Source organism: Streptomyces sp. NPDC005195 (genome assembly GCF_040608315.1).
Lineage (GTDB): Bacteria > Actinomycetota > Actinomycetes > Streptomycetales > Streptomycetaceae > Streptomyces > Streptomyces kaempferi.
Genome location: NZ_JBEXHZ010000064.1, coordinates 1 through 16,383, shown reverse-complemented (window position 1 = coordinate 16,383; position 16,383 = coordinate 1). Strand labels below are relative to the sequence as shown.

The following is a 16,383-nucleotide window of genomic DNA, read 5'->3' as shown; positions in this document are numbered from 1 at the left end:
TCCCCTCCGGGCGCCTCACCCCATGGGGGGGTGGCTGCGGGGCCGCGCGGGGGGGGCGTGGGGGGGGGGGTTCCTTGCGGTCCCCCGGGGGGGGGGGGCCCGCGGGGGCGCGCCGCCCGCCCCCAGGACCCGTGCGCACACGAAAGGCATGTGGACAGGGGGCGCTGGCCAGATCTTTCGACGCAAGGGGTGCTGAACCGACATGACGACCACCGACCTATCGACATCCGTCCCCTACCGGGAGGTGACGGATCGCAACGGCCGCCTGTACCGCATCGGTGAGACCGACCGGGACATCATGGGGCGACCACGCTGGACCATGGTGCTCTTCCCCTGGATGGGGATGCTGGGCATCAGTTCCTCGGAGTACGCGTTCACCTCCGCCGAGGACACCCTGCACGACGCCCACCTGTGGAGCAGTGGGCACATCTTCTGGCTGATGGGCGTCTGGATCTTCTTCCAGGCGGCCGTGGCCTTCCCGGCCGGGCAACTGCGCGAGAGCGGACGGCTGCCCGCGCGGTACGCCATGATGCTCGGCGCGCTGGGCACGGTGCTGGGCTATCTCTCGCTGGCGTTCGCGCCGCACGTGGCCGTCGCCTACGTCGGCTTCGGAATGTTCAGCGGCATCGGCGCCGGCTTCGTCTACGCGACCTGCGTGAACATGGTCGGCAAGTGGTATCCGGAGCGCAAGGGCGGCAAGACCGGCCTGGTCAACGGCGGTTTCGCCTACGGCTCGGTGCCCTTCGTCTTCCTGTTCACCTCGTACATGGACCTGGGCAACTACCGGACCGTTCTGGTGATGGTGGGCCTGGTCTGCTGCTCGGTGGTCGCGTTCGCGGGCTGGTTCTTCAAGGACCCGCCCAAGGGGTGGTGGCCTCCGCACGTGGACCCGCTGAAGGTGTCGTCCGACCCCAGGATCCGGCGGGCGCTGGAGAAGAACCCGCCGGCGGTGAAGCAGTACACCCCGAAGGAGGCCGCCCGCACACCCGTCCTGTGGATGATGTGGTTCTGTCTGCTGTGCACCGCGGGCATCAACATCTTCGGTATCGCCTTCCAGGTGCCGTTCGGCAAGGACATGGGGTTCGCGGGCGGGGTCGTGGCCACCGCGATGTCCCTGAAGGCGATCGTCAACGGCACCGGGCGCGGCGTGATCGGCTGGATCTCCGACCGCTTCGGGCGCCGCAACACCCTGATCATCGTCTGTCTGGTGCTGGGCTCCGCCCAGTTCGGCGTGCTGGTCTCGGGCCAGATGGGCAGCATGCCGTTCTTCCTGTTCTGCTCCATGGTCTCCGGCTTCGGCGGCGGGGCGATCTTCCCGCTCTTCGCTGCCATGACGGCGGACTACTTCGGCGAGAACAACAACGCCTCCAACTACGGGATGGTCTACAGCTCGAAGCTGATCTCGGGCCTGGTGGGCTCCGGCATGGGCGCGGTCGTCGTCGGCGCGTGGGACTACCACGGGGCCTTCGTGCTCGCGGGCTCCATCGGTCTGGCGTCCGCCGTGCTGGCGCTGTTCCTGAAATCACCGGGCACCCCCAAGGCCCGGAGCATCGTCCCCAACCCGCAACCGCTCGGCGAGGAGATGGCGTGACATGACGGCGGACCCCATCGCCACCGACGGCGCGTCGGCCGAGGCCGGCGCCCCGAACCGCTCGTACCGTGAAGTCACCGACGCCCGGGGCCGTGTCTACCGGGTCGGCGAGACCGACCGGGACATCCTGGGCCACTCACGCACGTTCATGGTGTACCTGCCGTGGATCGCCATGATGGCCATCAGCGTCTTCGAGTACGCGTACGGCTCGGCTGAGGACACCCTGTCCCACGCACACGGCTGGACGCAGAGCAACACCTTCTGGATCCTGAGCGTCTGGGTCTTCTTCCAGGCCGGCATAGCCTTCCCGGCGGGCTGGATGCGGGAGAAGGGCGTCCTGACCGCCCGCCGGGCCATGTACATCGGCGCGTTCATGTGCGTACTCGGCTTCCTCGCCCTGTCGCACCTGAGCAACGTGCTGCTGGCCATCCTGGGCTTCGGTGTCATCGGCGGTATCGGCTCGGGCCTGGTCTACGCGACCTGCATCAACATGGTCGGCAAGTGGTTCCCCGAACGGCGGGGCGCCAGAACGGGCTTCGTCAACGGCGGATTCGCCTACGGCTCCCTGCCCTTCATCTTCATCTTCAACTACGCGTTCGACACCGGGAACTACCATCGCGTCCTGGACCTCATCGGGTGCTACGTGATGATCGTCGTCCTCTCCACCGCCTTCTTCTTCAAGGACCCGCCGAAGAACTGGTGGCCGGCGGATATCGACCCGCTGACCCACGGCGGTGACACCAGGACCGCGGCCAGTCTCGTCAAGAACCCGCCCGCGGTGAAGCAGTACACCCCCAAGGAGGCCGTCAGGACGGGGGTGCTCCCCCTGATGTGGATCACCCTCGTGATGACCGCGGGTGTGTCGATCTTCGGGATCTCCTTCCAGGTCGACTTCGCCAAGGAGGTGGGCTTCGGTCCCCTGGTGGCGGCGTCCTCGATGGGCGTCATGGCCGTCATCAACGGCATCGGCCGCGCCGTGGTGGGCTGGCTGTCCGACACCTGGGGACGCAAGCCGACCCTGGTGTTCGTCATCGTCGTCCTCGGACTCGCGCAGTTCGGCGTGATCTGGGCCGGAAACGTCAGGAGCGAGTGGCTCTTCCTGTTCTTCGCCTTCCTCTCCGGGTTCGGCGGCGGCGCCTTCTACCCGATGTTCGCGGCCCTGACGCCGGACTACTTCGGCGAGAACTACAACGCCACCAACTACGGCCTGGTGTACAGCGGGAAGCTGGTCAGCGGTCTGTTCGGCGGCGGTCTCGGCTCGATGGTGGTCGCCGCCTGGGGCTACGACGGCGCGTACGCGCTGGCCGGCGGCATCTCGATGGCGGCTGCGGCGATCGCGCTGCTGCTGAAACAGCCGGGACGCGACGGCGAGCCGAGCGGCGCTCCACAGCCGCGGCCGGCCGGCTGACGGAACATAGCGGCACCCAGCGGTACATGCGCGGTCCCACGGACATCAGGCGGCCCTCCCCACGTGACCTGTGTGGGGAGGGCCGCCTGACGTGGCGCGTCGGATCCGGGGCGTGTCCAGTGCCGCGGCAGGCAACGCCTGCCCTTCGAGGAGCGGCGTCCGACACTAGCGGCGCTTCTCGCGGAGGGCGGCGAGGTGGTCGTAGCCGATCTTCGCGTGCTTCAGTGACTGCCCGGGGTCGGTGGCACTCGGGGCGTTGTCCTGCTCGACCATCGGGTTGTGGTGACTCCGGTCGCCGACACGGGAGAAGAACGTCGTGTAGTCGATGACGCCGGTGCCGAACGGCACCATCTCGTAGCCCATCCCGTTGGTGGTGTCGACTACGCCGTCCTTGGCGTGGAAGAGCGGGTAGCGCCCGTTGTTGCGGACGACGAGCCCCGCGGGATCGAAGATCTTCTCCCGGGTGGAGCCGTCGTGGGCGGTGTACGTGGGGAACTTGTACTGGGCCACGTGCGCCCAGAAGATGTCCATCTCCAGCCAGACCGCCTTCGGGTCGGTGGCCTTGAGGAAGTACTCCAGTTTGCGGACGCCCGAACTGCGGGTCGGCCGGCCCTGGTCGTCCAGCGGGCCCCCGTCGAGCAGGAAGCCGTACGCCGCGTCGTGGTTGTGGGTGTACAGCTTGAGGCCGGCCCGGCGGGCGATCCCGCCGAGCGCGTTCCACTTGTCGGCCGCGGCGTCCCAGTCGGCCCGGTAGGCGCTGCCGGTGGGGTCGCCGCCGGTGCCCACGTGCGCCATGCCGAGGATGTTGGCGATCTCCAGGTGCTTCTTGAAGGTGTCCAGGTCGGGTGTGGTGAGCGGCCAGGACGACGGTATGAAGCCGTGGTTGCCCTGGGCCCGCAACCCGTAGTCGTCGAGCCAGGAGCGCAGCAGCCTGGCGCCCCCCACCGACTCCAGGTTCGCCCCGCCCGGGGCGTTGGCGTGCTGGCCGTACCCGGCGAACTCGACCTGCCGGTAGCCGAAGCGGGAGAGCCGCTTGAAGACCTCGCGGAAGCCGGAGGGCAGGTCGGTGGAGAGCGGGTCGCGGCCCGTAGCGTCACGGACGGTGTAGAGGATGATGCCGCGCCGGTTCTCGGGGACGAGGACGTCACCGCCGTGGCCGTGGTCGTGGCCGTGGGTTCTGCCCCGGTCGTGGGCGACGGCCGGAGAGGCACCGAGGACGGGTGCGGCGATCGCCGCGGTCGCGGCGGCGGTGCAAGTGCTGGTGAAGCGGCGGCGGTTGACGCCGAGCGTGCGACGCAGGGCGTCGCCGACTGCGGGTTCGTCGCTGAACGCGGGTCCGTCGTCGAACACGGGTCCGTCGTTGAACGCGGTCACGGATTCTCTCCTTCGGGTCGGTGTGCAGCGGTGCCGGGTGCCGGAGGACGTGGTGCTGCCCGGGCCCGTGCCGGAGGCCTGCGGGCAGGTGCGCGACGCGCGGCGACGCGTTGGCACGACCGACCGCCGTGCGATAGCGCAGTCCGAGCCTCTTGCGGGCAGGCCCCGTGGCGGCCTTCACCTCGGCGTAGGGGTCGAGGGGGTCGATGAACGGTTCGGCCGGGTCGTAGCCGGGAATGCGGTGGATCTCGACGAGCCGCCGAACCGGACGCCTGGTTCACGTACTGCTACCGGCTCGACGACGCCCACGCGCCCGACTTCGCGCGGGACGGGTCGTGCGGGCGGGTGCGGTACGCCGGGGTGCGCCGTCACCCCGGAAGCATGTGAACCGTGCGCTGTGCTCTAGTCGTTGCCGCCGAACGCCGCGTCGAAGGACGCCGACGGCGGCTCGAAGTCGTAGGTCTTGAGGCGGGTCAGGGCTTCGGGCGCGCCCTGGAGCCGGTCCATTCCGGCGTCCTCCCACTCGACCGAGACGGGGCCCGTGTAGCCGATGGAGCGCAGCATGCGGAAGACGTCCTCCCAGGGCACGTCGCCATGGCCCGCGGAGACGAAGTCCCAGCCGCGCCGCGGGTCGCCCCAGGGCAGGTGTGATCCGAGACGGCCGTTGCGGCCGTCGAGCCGTTTGCGGGCTTCCTTGCAGTCGACGTGGTAGATGCGGTCACGGAAGTCGTAGAGGAAACCGACCGGGTCGAGGTCCTGCCACACGAAGTGCGAGGGGTCGAAGTTCAGCCCGAACGCGGGCCGGTGGTCGACCGCCTTCAGTGCCTCGTGGGTGGTCCAGTAGTCGTAGGCGATCTCGCTGGGGTGGACCTCGTGCGCGAACCGCACGCCCTGCGCGTCGAAGACGTCCAGGATCGGGTTCCAGCGTGTCGCGAAGTCCTCGTAGCCGCGGGCGATCATCGGCTCGGGCGCGGGCGGGAACATGGCGACCAGGTGCCAGATGGCCGAGCCGGTGAAGCCGATGACGGTGTCGACCCCGAAGGCCGCGGCGGCGCGCGCGGTGTCGGCGATCTCGGCGGCGGCCCGCTGCCGTACGCCCTCGGGTTCGCCGTCGCCCCAGATGCGGGCGGGCAGGATGGCCCGGTGGCGTTCGTCGATGATGGCGTCGCAGACGGCCTGGCCGACCAGGTGGTTGGAGATCGCCCAGCACTTGAGGCCGTACTTGTCGAGGAGTGCGTGCCGGGACTCGACGTAGGCGGGGTCGGCGAGCGCCTTGTCGACCTCGAAATGGTCGCCCCAGCAGGCGAGTTCGAGCCCGTCGTAGCCGAAGTCGCGGGCGTGCCGGCAGACCTCCTCGAGCGGCAGGTCGGCCCACTGGCCGGTGAAGAGCGTGAAGGTGCGCGGCATGGCTACAGGTCTCCTCGAACCGCTGGGGAGGCGGCTGTCACGGGTGTGACGGCCACGGGGGTGTAGACGGAGTTCTTCTCGGCGCTCTCCTCGACCGCCGCGAGTACCCGCTGTACCTGCAGGCCGTCGGCGAAGGACGGCACGGGTCGCCGGACCGCCGCCACGGCCTGCACCAGGTCGTGGGCCTGGTGGGTGAAGGTGTGTTCGTAGCCGAGGCCGTGACCCGGGGGCCACCAGGCCTCCAGGTAGGGGTGGTCGGGTTCGGTGACGAGGATGCGGCGGAAGCCCGCGTGGGTGCCGGGCTCCGTGTGGTCGTGGTACGAGAGTTCGTTGAGCCGCTCCAGGTCGAAGGCCAACGAGCCGCGTTCGCCGTTGAGTTCGATGCGCAGGGCGTTCTTGCGTCCGGTGGCGAACCGGGACGCCTCGAACGAGGCGAGGGCCCCGGAGGCGAAGCGGCCGGTGAAGAGGGCGGCGTCGTCGACGGTCACGAGGCCGAGGCCGGCCGCGTCCGGCACGGCGGACAGACCGCTCGACGCCGCGGCGGGGAGCGGCCGCTGCCGCACGAAGGTCTCGGTGAGTGCGGAGACCCCGGCGACCGGTTCGCCCGCCAGGTACTGGGCGAGGTCGACGATGTGCGCCCCCAGGTCGCCGAGCGCGCCCGATCCCGCGTGTTCCCTGCGCAGCCGCCAGGTGAGCGGGAACTCCGGGTCGACCAGCCAGTCCTGGAGGTACGTCACCCGTACGTGCCGCAGGGTGCCGAGCCGCCCTTCGGCGACCATGGTCCTGGCCAGCGAGGTCGCGGGCAGCCGACGGTAGTTGAAACCCACCATGGCCACCTGGCCGCGAGCGGCGGCGGCTTCGGCGGCCTCCGCCATCGCCTCCGCCTCCTCGACCGTGTTGGCGAGCGGCTTCTCGCACAGCACGTGCTTGCCGGCGGCCAGGGCGGCGAGCGCGATCTCGGCGTGGCTGTCGCCGGGGGTGCAGATGTCGACGAGGTCGACGTCGTCCCGGGCGATCAGCGCACGCCAGTCGGTCTCGGCCGCCGCCCAGCCGTGCCGGTCGGCCATGACGCGGACGGCTTCCGCGTCACGGCCGCACACGGCGGCGAGGACCGGGCGGCGCGGCAGGTCGAAGACGCGGCCCACGGTGCGCCAGCCCTGGGAGTGGGCGGCGCCCATGAACGCGTACCCGACCATGCCGACGCCGAGCACCGGCTTGTCCGCCTCCCGCACCCCGGACCCCCGTACCGGGGTGCGTCCCGCCGGCGTCTCCCGCACCGGGCTCTCCCCCGGCGCCGCCCCTCTCACAGCGCCGTCCCCCGCGGGTGCCGCCGCCGCGGCCTCATCCACTCGGGCCGCCTCCGCCCCGGCCTGCTCGCCCTGGTGCGGCTCTCCCATACGGATGTCCTCCTCATCGTCGTGAGTCGTCGTGAGCCGTCATGAGCCGTCGTGACGCTGTGGCGGCTGTGGGCGCGGCGGATCACTTGAAGCCGGTGGACATGTACTGGCCGACGTTGTCCTTGTCGACGACGGCGGAGTACAGCGTGAGCGAGGCCGGGATCTCGAACTCGGCAAGGCCGCTCACCCCCTTGCCCTGGCCGAGCGCGCGGGCCAGGTCGATCGCGGACGCCGCCATGGTCGGCGGATACAGGACGGTGGCCTTCAGGACGCTGTTACCCGCCTCGATGGCCTGGAAGGCGGAGAGCGCGCCCGCGCCGCCGACCATCACGAAGTCGTCGCGGCCGGCCTGCTCGATCGCGCGCAGCGCGCCCACGCCTTGGTCGTCGTCGTGGTTCCACAGGGCGTCGAACTTCGGCTGCGCCTGCAGAAGTTGGGACATCTTGGCCTGACCGGACTCCACGGTGAACTCGGCGGCCTGGCGGGCCACCTTCTTGATGTTCGGGTAGTTCTTCAGCGCCGCGTCGAAGCCCTCGGTGCGCTGCTTGGTCAGCTCCAGGTTGTCGAGGCCGGCCAGTTCGATGACCCGGGCGTCCTGCTTGTCCTTGAGCTGCTCGCCGATGTAGCGACCGGCACTGAGGCCCATGCCGTAGTTGTCGCCGCCGATCCAGCAGCGGTACGCCTGGGGGGAGTTGAAGATGCGGTCGAGGTTGACGACGGGGATTCCGGCGCGCATCGCCTTCAGTCCGACCTGGGTGAGCGCCTTGCCGTCGGCGGGCAGCACCACCAGTACGTCGACCTTCTTGTTGATCAGCGTCTCGATCTGGCCGATCTGCGCCGCGGTGTCGTTGGAGCCTTCGGTGATCTCCAGCGTCACGTCCGCGTACTTCTTCGCGCGGTTCTTGGCGTTGTCGTTGATCGCGTTGAGCCAGCCGTGGTCGGCCTGCGGGCCCGCGAAGCCGATGGTGACGTGCTTGCCGGGCTTGTCGTCGGCGGCCGGCCGGTCGTCCGAGGCCGGCTTCTCGTCCTTGGTGTCGTTGCTGGTGCAGCCGGTCAGGAGGGCGCCGGCCGAGACGGCGGCGGTCCCGAGGAGCAGTCCTCGGCGGCTGGTGACGTGCGTGGGTGCTGGCATGGCGGTGAACCCTTCCCGTGTCAGGTCGTGCTTGCGGTGCGCCGCTGGACCAGGACCGCGGCGACGATGATCGCGCCCTTGGCGATCTGCTGGACGTCGCTCTGCAGGTTGTTCAGCGCGAAGATGTTGGTGATCGTGGTGAAGATCAGTACGCCGAGCACGGAGCCGGTGATGGTGCCGCGGCCCCCGCTGAGCAGCGTGCCGCCGATGATCGCGGCCGCGATGGCGTCGAGTTCGTACAGGTTGCCGTTGGTGTTCTGGCCCGAGCCGGACAGGATGACCAGCAGGAAGGCGGCTATGCCGCAGCACAGTCCGGAGAGCAGGTAGAGATACAGCCGCTGTCGTCGTACGTCGATGCCGGCGAGCCGGGCCGCCTCGGCGTTGCCGCCGACGGCGACCGTGCGGCGGCCGAAGGTGGTGCGGTTGAGGATCAGCCAGCCGATGACCGTGACGACGGCGAAGACCAGGACCAGCGGGGGGACGCCCAGTACGTACGAGTCGCGTTCGCCGAGCTTCAGGATCCCGTCCACGCTGACGATCTGGGTCCTGCCGTCGGTGATCTGGAGAGCGAGGCCGCGGGCCGAGGCGAGCATGGCGAGCGTCGCGATGAACGGCACCATGCCGCCGTACGCGATGAGCAGGCCGTTGACCAGACCGCAGCCGACACCGACCAGCACCGCGGTGAAGAGGATGCCCGCGAAGCCGTACTCCTGGGTGGCCACCGTGGTCGCCCACACCGAGGAGAGCGCGACGATCGCGCCGACCGACAGGTCGATGCCGCCCGAGGTGATCACGAAGGTCATGCCGACGGTGACCACGCCGATCACCGAGGCCTGGGTGAGGACGAGTTGGAGGTTCCTGGTGTCGAGGAACTCGTCGGGCTTGGTGATGCCGCCGATGACGATCAGGGCGACGAGCACGCCGAGGAGCGAGAGGGTGCGCACGTCGGCGCGGGCACCGAGCGAGCGCCAGGCGGGGAGTTCGCCCATCGGTGGCACCTTGCCGGTGCTGCCCCGGGGCGGGGACACGGGCTGCGTCATGCTGCCGGACTTCCTTCCATGACGAGGTCGAGTACACGGTGTTCGTCGAGCTCCCGGGCGGGAGCGGTGTGCACGACCCGGCCCTCGCGCAGCACCAGCACACGGTCGGCGAGTCCCAGCACCTCGGGGACTTCGCTCGACACCAGCAGGACGGCCAGCCCCTGGTCGGCGAGGCGGCGGATGACCGCGTACAGCTCGGCGCGGGCGCCGACGTCGACACCGCGCGTCGGCTCGTCCAGCAGGAGTACCCGGCAGCCACGCAGCAGCCAGCGCGCCAGGACCGCCTTCTGCTGGTTGCCGCCGGACAGTGTGCGGACCGGGACCGACGGGTTGTCCGGGCGCAGCGACAGTTCACGGGTCGCCGCCCGCGCCGCTTCCCGTTCCGTGCCCCGGTCGATCCAACCCCCGCGGGCGAAGCGGGACATGGAGGACACGGAGACGTTGCGGGTGACGGACTCCAACATCAGCAGGGCTTGTGCCTTGCGCTCCTCGGGGGCGAGCCCGAGTCCGGCGCGGACGGCGGCGCGGACACTGCCGGGCCGCAACGGCCGTCCGTCCACGTGGACCTGGCCGGCGGTAGGTCTGCGCGCGCCGTAGACCGTCTCCAGGATCTCGGAACGTCCGGAGCCGACGAGTCCGGCCAGACCGACGATCTCGCCGGGGCGCAGATCGAGGTCCAGCGGTGCGAACTCCCCCGTGCGGGCCAGTCCTCGGACCCGCAGCACGGGCTCGGCGGCGGACTCCCGGAGGGGCCGGTCCGGGAAGACGTACTCCACGTTGCGTCCCGTCATCAGCGCGACGATCTCGCGGGTCGGGGTGGACTTCGCGGGGAGTCCGCCCGCCACCGCCCGCCCGTCCTTGAGGACCGTCACGCGGTCGCCGATGCGCCGGATCTCCTCCAGCCGGTGCGAGATGTAGACGACAGCGACGCCGTCCGCGGTGAGGCCGCTGACGATGCGGAAGAGGTTGTCGACCTCGTCGGGGTCGAGGGCCGCGGACGGCTCGTCCATGACGATGAGGCGTACCTCGTGGGACAGCGCCCGTGCCATGGAGACGATCTGCCGCTGGGCGGCGGAGAGTTCACCGACGAGCCTGGCCGGCTCGATCTCGGGGTGCCCGAGCCGTTCGAGGAGCGCGGCCGTCGACACGCGCGCCGCCTTTCCCCGTACGACGAAGCCGGCCGAGGTGGGTTCGTGTCCGAGGTGGACGTTCTCGGCCACCGACAGGCCCTCCACCAGGTCGAGTTCCTGGTAGATGGTGGCGATGCCGAGGCGCATGGCCGCGATCGGGGAGCGGAGTGCCACGGGTGCGCCGCGCCAGCCGATCGTCCCGTCGTCGGGCTGGTGCGCGCCTGCCAGGACCTTGATGAGAGTGGACTTACCGGCCCCGTTCTGGCCGAGCAGACAGTGGACCTCGCCGGCCTGTACGTCCAGGTCGACGCCGTCGAGGGCGCGGACGCCGGGGAACGACTTGGTGATGCCGGACATGGTGAGCAGCGGTGGTTCTGGTGCCATGGCGGTTCCCCTTGGCGGGCGTGCGGGCCGGTTTCAGGGCAGGGCGGAGCGGCGGGGTGAGCGGAGCTGGTCGGGGGAGCAGAACAGAGCAGCGACGGCGGAACGCGTGGCGTGAATGCGGATACAGGTACAGGTACGGGTGCGGCTGCGGATACAGGTACGGGTGCGGGTGCGCGTACGACTGCGGTTACGCGGGCGAGAACAGGTGGTCGCTGATGAGCCGTACCGCGCCGATGACTCCGGCGGCCGGGCCCAGCTCCCCGAGGACGATGGGCAGGTTGCCTGTCGCGAGCGGGAGCGACTGACGGTAGACCTGGGTGCGGATCGCGGCGAGCAGGGTGTGGCCGAGGCCCGTCACCCCACCGCCGATCACCACCAGGCCCGGATTGAAGAAGCTGACGAGAGCGGCGAGTACCTGGCCGGTACGGTTGCCGCCCTCACGGATCAGGTCGAGGGCGGTGGCGTCGCCGGCCGCGGCCGCGGCGGCCACGTCGACGGCGGTGAGAGCGCCCGCCGCGTCCAGCCGGGCGGCGAGGTCCGCCGAGAGTCCCTGCTGGGCGGCGTCGGTGGCGTCCCGGGCGAGTGCGGCACCGCTGAAGTGGGCCTCCAGGCAGCCGCGGTTCCCGCAGGCACACGGGCGGCCGTCCGGCACCGCCTGGATGTGCCCGATGTCGCCCGCGCTGCCCGTCGTCCCGCGGTAGACCTCTCCGCCGACGACGATGCCGCAGCCGATACCGGTACCGATCTTGACGCAGAGAAAGTCGCCCACGGAGCGTGCGACGCCCGCGTGCTGCTCCCCCATCGCCATCAGGTTCACGTCGTTGTCGACCATGACGGGGCAGCCGAGCTCCTGGCTGAGCGCCTCGCGGACCGGGAAGCCGTCCCAGCCCGGCATGATCGGCGGTGCGACCGGGACGCCCTCGGGAAAACGGACCGGACCCGGGACACCGATCCCGGCGCCGTCGAATCCCTCCGCGAGCCCGGAGGACCTCAGCTTGGCCGCCATGGCGAGCACCTGCTCGAACACCGCGACCGGGCCCTCACGGACGTCCATCGGCTGGTTGAGGTGCCCGAGCACTTCCAGCTCGGCGTTGGTGACCGCGACGTCGATCGAGGTCGCCCCGATGTCGACGCCCAGGAAGCGCAGCGCCGGGGCGAGCCGGATGTTGTGGGAGCGGCGGCCGCCGCGGGATGCGGCGAGTCCGTCGGCGACGACGAGCCCGGTCTCCAGGAGCCGTTCCACCTCGACGGCCAGCTTCGACCGGGAGAGGTCGACCTGGTCACCGAGCTGGGCACGGGAGTTGGGGCCGCCGTCTCGCAACAGGCGCAGCAGCCGCGCCTGGTGCGCGTTCGCGGGTCGAGCCGTCATACGTCTCACGTGCCCCTCCCCGCCTCAATCGGCCTGTGTCCAACGGGATGTGGCCACATCGCCATGGCTTGCTTTCGAGGGGAACGTAGCAGTGGCTGCCGGGTGTGGGAAGAAGTCGCGCAGAGATTGCCGTCAACTTTCCCCACTGAGAGGACAAAGAGCGGGGCGTGCGGAGTTCGGGCGTGTTCCCGCTGGGCGTCCGCGTCCCGAACCGGCTTGTGCGGCCCGGCTACTTCTCGCGCTCGTGGTACGTCCTGCGCGTGTGCTCGGTGTGTTCGCGCATGACCTGGGTGGCGCGGGGTTCGTCGCGGGCGGCGATGGCCGCGATGAGGTCGCGGTGCTCGGTCCAGGACTGTCCGCCGCGCTGCCGGGCGACCGGCGTGTAGTACCAGCGCACCCGGCGGTCGACCTGGGCGGCCAGTTCGGCGAGGACCGTGTTCCCGGCCAGCTCCATGACCTTCGCGTGGAAGCGGGCGTTGATCGCGACCGCGCCGTCCACGTCGTCGGCGGCGACCGCGCGCTCGCCCTCGGCGCACAGTTCCTCCAGGGCGGTGATGCCGGCGGAACCCGTGTGGGCGGCGGCGAGCCGCGCGGCCTCGGCCTCCAGGAGCGTACGGACCGTGAGGAGCTGGTCGGCCTCCTCCTCCGTCGGCTCGTGCACGAACGCGCCCTGGGCGGGCCGCAGATCGACCCACCCCTCCGTGTTCAGCCGCTGCAGCGCCTCGCGTACGGGCTGCCGGGAGACGCCGAGGTGTCCGGCGAGTTCGCTCTCGACGAGGTGCTGGCCCGGCTGGAGGGCGCGTGTCGTGATGAGTTCGAGCAGCGCCTCGTAGACACGGTCACGCAGCGGGCCGGGCCGCTCCAGCCTGGGCACCGCCCCGTGCGGCAGTCCTGTCGACAACATCGCGGTCCCCCTCCTGGGCAACGGTGGACCCAGCGGCCGGAACGCCTCCTTCTCGGAGACGACTCCCGCCCGGGGACAACTACCGCTCGGAACATCTCCGTCTCGGTAGTCATTCCGTCTCGGAAGCGATTCCGTCGCCGGAACGTCTCCGTCGCCGGACGCCGCGGTCACCGGTGAGCCAGATTCTTCGGAAAGCCAGTATCAATTGTCTTTCGTCTACAGTCTACGGCGCACAAAAACCAGGGGGTGGCACGGTCGGACGCGTCACATCGGTCCCGCGCCGCAGGTCACGGGGTTCAGGGACACCGGACGACCTGGCCCGCGTAGGACAGGTTGCCGCCGAAGCCGAAGAGGAGGACGGGGTCGCCCGTGCCGATCTCGCCGCGTTCGACGAGCTTCGAGAAGGCGAGCGGGATGCTGGCGGCGGAGGTGTTGCCGGAGTCCACGACATCGCGCGCGACCACCGCGTTCACGGCCCCGATCTTCTGCGCGAGGGGTTCGATGATGCGCAGGTTCGCCTGGTGGAGGACGACCGCGGCGAGTTCCTCGGGCGTGAGACCGGCCCGCTCGCAGGCCCCCCGGGCGATCGCCGGGAGCCGGGTCGTCGCCCAGCGGTAGACGCTCTGGCCCTCCTGCGCGAACCGCGCCGGGGTGCCCTCGATGCGTACGGCGTGCCCCATCTCGGGCACCGAGCCCCACAGCACCGGCCCGATCCCCGGCTCCTCGCCCGGCGCCGCGGCCTCGACCACGGCCGCTCCCGCACCGTCCCCGACCAGGACGCAGGTCGTGCGGTCGGTCCAGTCCGTCACCTCCGACATCTTGTCCGCGCCGATGACCAGGGCCCGGGTCGCCGCCCCCGCGCGCACGGCGTGGTCGGCCGTGGCGAGCGCGTGGGTGAAGCCCGCGCAGACCACGTTGACGTCCATCGCCGCGGGAGACGGGATGCCCAGACGGTGCGCGACCCGGGCGGCCATGTTCGGGGAGCGGTCGACGGCCGTCGAGGTGGCGACCAGCACGAGGTCGATGTCGGCGGGGGCCAGTCCGGCGGCGGCGAGCGCCTTGGCGGCGGCGTGCCCAGCCAGCTCGTCGACGGGTTCGTCGGGTCCGGCGATGTGGCGCGTACGGATGCCCACCCGGCTCTTGATCCACTCGTCACTGGTGTCGACCAGGCCCGCCAGGTCCTCGTTGGTGAGGACCTTGGCGGGCTGGTAGTGGCCGACGGCCGCGATGCGTGAGCCGTTCATGGGGGGTCTCCCTCGTTGCCTTGGGTAGCGAGATCCTCCAGTCTGATCAGTGACCCATGGGTACGACGTCAGGTGATGCCACAGGAAAGCGACGCCAGGCTTGTCGGCTTCTGTCAGACCCCCGGGACGCGCGGGCCCGGTCCGCACGGACGCCCCGATCTCACCCCGTGAACAGCTGTTTGACCTTGAGAACGAGCTCGTACAGGCCGTAACAGAGCGGTGCGCCCACCCAGAGCCAGGAGAAGGCGATCAGGGGACGCCGGTCAGGCGGACTGCTGGGACTGGACGGAGTCGTCATCGGCTGCCTCCCTCGGGGCGGGGATGTGGTGGCGGGCGTGGACCGGGCGGATCAGTTCGTTGGCGACGAGGCCGACGACCAGCAGTCCGATCATGATCAGGAACGAGGTGTCGTAGAGCGCGGCGCCGTGCTTGCCCGCGTCCTTCTGCCGGTCCGCTATCCAGTTGACGATCAGCGGGCCGAGGACACCGGCCGTGGACCAGGCGGTGAGCAGCCGGCCGTGGATCGCTCCGACCTGGTAGGTGCCGAAGAGGTCCTTGAGGTACGCGGGGACGGTCGCGAAGCCACCCCCGTAGAAGGAGAGGATCACCAGCGCGCAGATGATGAACAGGGGCTTGGAGGAGTCCCCGAACTGCGAGATCAGCAGGTACATCAGCGCGCCCACGCCGAGGTAGACACGGTAGATGTTCTTGCGCCCGATCAGGTCGGACGTGGAGGACCAGCCGATCCGGCCCGCCATGTTCGCGGCCGAGAGCAGCGCCACGAAGCCCGCGGCGGCCGACACCGACACCGGGGTGGAGGTGTCCGCGAAGAAGTCGGTGATCATCGGGGCGGCCTTCTCCAGGATGCCGATGCCCGCGGTCACGTTCATGCACAGCACGAGCCACAGGCACCAGAACTGCGGGGTGCGCACGGCGTTCTTCGCCGAGACCTGCACCCCGTCGAGGGGGCCGGGGCGGGCCTCGACGGGCTTCTCGCTGCGCGGCACCCGCACCAGCAGCACGCCGAGCGTCATGAAGACGGCGTACGACAGTCCGTGCACGAGGAAGGCGAGGGCGATGCCGGAGGAGTCGGAGCCGAAGGACTTCAGCATCTGCGCGGACCACGGCGAGGCGATCAGCGCGCCGCCGCCGAAGCCCATGATCGCGATGCCGGTGGCCATGCCCGGCCGTTCCGGGAACCACTTGATCAGAGTCGAGACGGGTGAGATGTAGCCGATGCCCAGGCCGATCCCGCCGACGAAGCCGTAGCCGAACACGATCAGCCAGTACTGCTCGGTGGCGGCGCCGAGCGAGGCGATCAGGAAGCCGGTGGAGAAGCAGACCAGGGCGACGGTCATGGCCCAGCGCGGTCCGTTGCGCTCCACCAGGGTGCCGCCGAACGCGGCGGACAGACCGAGCATGACGATGGCGAGCTGGAAGGGCAGCGCGCTCTGGGTGCCGCTGAGGCCGAGCGCGGATTCGAGCGGTGGCTTGAAGACGCTCCAGGCGTACGCCTGGCCGATGGAGAGGTGGACCGACAGGGCGGCGGGCGGGACGAGCCAGCGGCTCCAGCCGGGTGGCGCGACGGGGGGACTCATGATCCCGGACGATAGGAAGCGGTTGTCCGGTTGGGAAGCCGTACGGCGTCAACTCGTCGACCGTATGCGGTGAACGGTATCCATGGTGCGACGAACGGTCGTTCGGGAACGCGCGACGGCCGGAACCGGACCACCAGGACGCCCTGGGCACGGGCCGTACGGCCGTCACGCCGGGCCGCGGTCCCGGGTCACGCTCATGTCCTGGGCGGTGACGACGGAGAGCGGGCGTTCCAGCGGGCGGGGCGGCGTCGGCGCGTGGTCAAGAGTGCGGTGGCTCAACCGCCGTACGAGAGAGGCATAGCTTCGGGGTCCGGGCCCATTTCATTTCCCTCGATGCCGTTGGTCAATTTGTGTGGTTTGTTGCAGCTGTCAGCAGCTAATCAACCTGTCCATCGCAGGCTTGGC

13 protein-coding genes and 1 pseudogene are annotated in these 16,383 nt (G+C 70.3%); 2 read left to right on the top strand and 12 right to left on the bottom strand.

Going from position 1 to position 16,383, the window contains the following annotated elements:
• Positions 1–202: 202 nt before the first annotated feature.
• Together ABZV34_RS32920 and ABZV34_RS32915 are read left to right on the top strand one after the other, a co-directional pair.
• Positions 203–1,591, top strand: coding sequence for an OFA family MFS transporter (locus tag ABZV34_RS32920; RefSeq protein WP_356284875.1), 1,389 nt, complete (start codon positions 203–205; stop codon positions 1,589–1,591).
• 1 nt (position 1,592) lies between these two features.
• Positions 1,593–2,999: an OFA family MFS transporter gene (locus ABZV34_RS32915; protein WP_356284872.1), complete on the top strand. Its 1,407-nt coding sequence runs from the start codon at positions 1,593–1,595 to the stop codon at positions 2,997–2,999.
• Positions 3,000–3,164: 165 nt separating this feature from the next.
• Here the strand turns inward: ABZV34_RS32915 and ABZV34_RS32910 are convergent, their stop codons facing one another.
• From ABZV34_RS32910 to ABZV34_RS32855, 12 genes and pseudogenes are all read right to left on the bottom strand, one after another.
• Positions 3,165–4,349: a TIM barrel protein gene (locus tag ABZV34_RS32910; protein WP_356284892.1), complete on the bottom strand. Its 1,185-nt coding sequence runs from the start codon at positions 4,347–4,349 to the stop codon at positions 3,165–3,167.
• A 103-nt stretch (positions 4,350–4,452) separates the two neighbouring features.
• A pseudogene (locus ABZV34_RS32905) lies at positions 4,453–4,632 on the bottom strand (alkaline phosphatase family protein); the annotation flags it as partial.
• Positions 4,633–4,775: 143 nt separating this feature from the next.
• A complete protein-coding gene (locus ABZV34_RS32900) occupies positions 4,776–5,780 on the bottom strand; it encodes a sugar phosphate isomerase/epimerase family protein (RefSeq protein ID WP_356284868.1) in 1,005 nt (334 codons plus the stop codon).
• A 2-nt stretch (positions 5,781–5,782) separates the two neighbouring features.
• The gene (locus tag ABZV34_RS32895; RefSeq protein ID WP_356284865.1) at positions 5,783–7,177 is read right to left on the bottom strand and encodes a Gfo/Idh/MocA family oxidoreductase; all 1,395 of its coding nucleotides are present in this window, start codon (positions 7,175–7,177) and stop codon (positions 5,783–5,785) included.
• 82 nt (positions 7,178–7,259) lie between these two features.
• On the bottom strand, positions 7,260–8,309 hold the full coding sequence (locus ABZV34_RS32890) for a substrate-binding domain-containing protein (protein WP_356284863.1): 1,050 nt from the start codon (positions 8,307–8,309) through the stop codon (positions 7,260–7,262).
• 20 nt (positions 8,310–8,329) lie between these two features.
• Entirely contained in the window at positions 8,330–9,349 is a 1,020-nt protein-coding gene (locus ABZV34_RS32885) for an ABC transporter permease (RefSeq protein ID WP_356284860.1), read from the bottom strand.
• Positions 9,346–10,863, bottom strand: coding sequence for a sugar ABC transporter ATP-binding protein (locus ABZV34_RS32880; protein WP_356284857.1), 1,518 nt, complete (start codon positions 10,861–10,863; stop codon positions 9,346–9,348). The genes ABZV34_RS32885 and ABZV34_RS32880 overlap by 4 nt, the downstream gene beginning before the upstream one ends.
• A gap of 187 nt (positions 10,864–11,050) precedes the next feature.
• Entirely contained in the window at positions 11,051–12,232 is a 1,182-nt protein-coding gene (locus ABZV34_RS32875) for an ROK family transcriptional regulator (RefSeq protein WP_356284854.1), read from the bottom strand.
• Between the two features lie 229 nt (positions 12,233–12,461).
• Positions 12,462–13,136 carry a GntR family transcriptional regulator gene (locus ABZV34_RS32870; RefSeq protein WP_356284851.1) on the bottom strand — a complete coding sequence of 225 codons (675 nt, stop codon included), beginning with the start codon at positions 13,134–13,136 and terminating at the stop codon, positions 12,462–12,464.
• A 296-nt stretch (positions 13,137–13,432) separates the two neighbouring features.
• Positions 13,433–14,380 carry a beta-ketoacyl-ACP synthase III gene (locus ABZV34_RS32865; RefSeq protein WP_356284848.1) on the bottom strand — a complete coding sequence of 316 codons (948 nt, stop codon included), beginning with the start codon at positions 14,378–14,380 and terminating at the stop codon, positions 13,433–13,435.
• Positions 14,381–14,540: 160 nt separating this feature from the next.
• Positions 14,541–14,678 (bottom strand): hypothetical protein, encoded by a 138-nt coding sequence (locus tag ABZV34_RS32860; protein ID WP_187285946.1) that lies wholly within the window; start codon positions 14,676–14,678, stop codon positions 14,541–14,543.
• Positions 14,644–15,978: an OFA family MFS transporter gene (locus ABZV34_RS32855; RefSeq protein WP_356284845.1), complete on the bottom strand. Its 1,335-nt coding sequence runs from the start codon at positions 15,976–15,978 to the stop codon at positions 14,644–14,646. Before ABZV34_RS32855 ends, ABZV34_RS32860 begins: the two co-directional genes overlap by 35 nt.
• Positions 15,979–16,383: the final 405 nt, after the last annotated feature.

Coding starts and splice junctions, on each gene's coding strand:
- ABZV34_RS32900 (WP_356284868.1), bottom strand. CDS start 5,780: ATGCCGCGCACCTTCACGCTCTTCACCGGCCAGTGGGCCGACCTGCCG.
- ABZV34_RS32865 (WP_356284848.1), bottom strand. CDS start 14,380: ATGAACGGCTCACGCATCGCGGCCGTCGGCCACTACCAGCCCGCCAAG.
- ABZV34_RS32890 (WP_356284863.1), bottom strand. CDS start 8,309: ATGCCAGCACCCACGCACGTCACCAGCCGCCGAGGACTGCTCCTCGGG.
- ABZV34_RS32860 (WP_187285946.1), bottom strand. CDS start 14,678: ATGACGACTCCGTCCAGTCCCAGCAGTCCGCCTGACCGGCGTCCCCTG.
- ABZV34_RS32885 (WP_356284860.1), bottom strand. CDS start 9,349: ATGACGCAGCCCGTGTCCCCGCCCCGGGGCAGCACCGGCAAGGTGCCA.
- ABZV34_RS32880 (WP_356284857.1), bottom strand. CDS start 10,863: ATGGCACCAGAACCACCGCTGCTCACCATGTCCGGCATCACCAAGTCG.
- ABZV34_RS32870 (WP_356284851.1), bottom strand. CDS start 13,136: ATGTTGTCGACAGGACTGCCGCACGGGGCGGTGCCCAGGCTGGAGCGG.
- ABZV34_RS32920 (WP_356284875.1), top strand. CDS start 203: ATGACGACCACCGACCTATCGACATCCGTCCCCTACCGGGAGGTGACG.
- ABZV34_RS32895 (WP_356284865.1), bottom strand. CDS start 7,177: ATGGGAGAGCCGCACCAGGGCGAGCAGGCCGGGGCGGAGGCGGCCCGA.
- ABZV34_RS32915 (WP_356284872.1), top strand. CDS start 1,593: ATGACGGCGGACCCCATCGCCACCGACGGCGCGTCGGCCGAGGCCGGC.
- ABZV34_RS32855 (WP_356284845.1), bottom strand. CDS start 15,978: ATGAGTCCCCCCGTCGCGCCACCCGGCTGGAGCCGCTGGCTCGTCCCG.
- ABZV34_RS32875 (WP_356284854.1), bottom strand. CDS start 12,232: ATGACGGCTCGACCCGCGAACGCGCACCAGGCGCGGCTGCTGCGCCTG.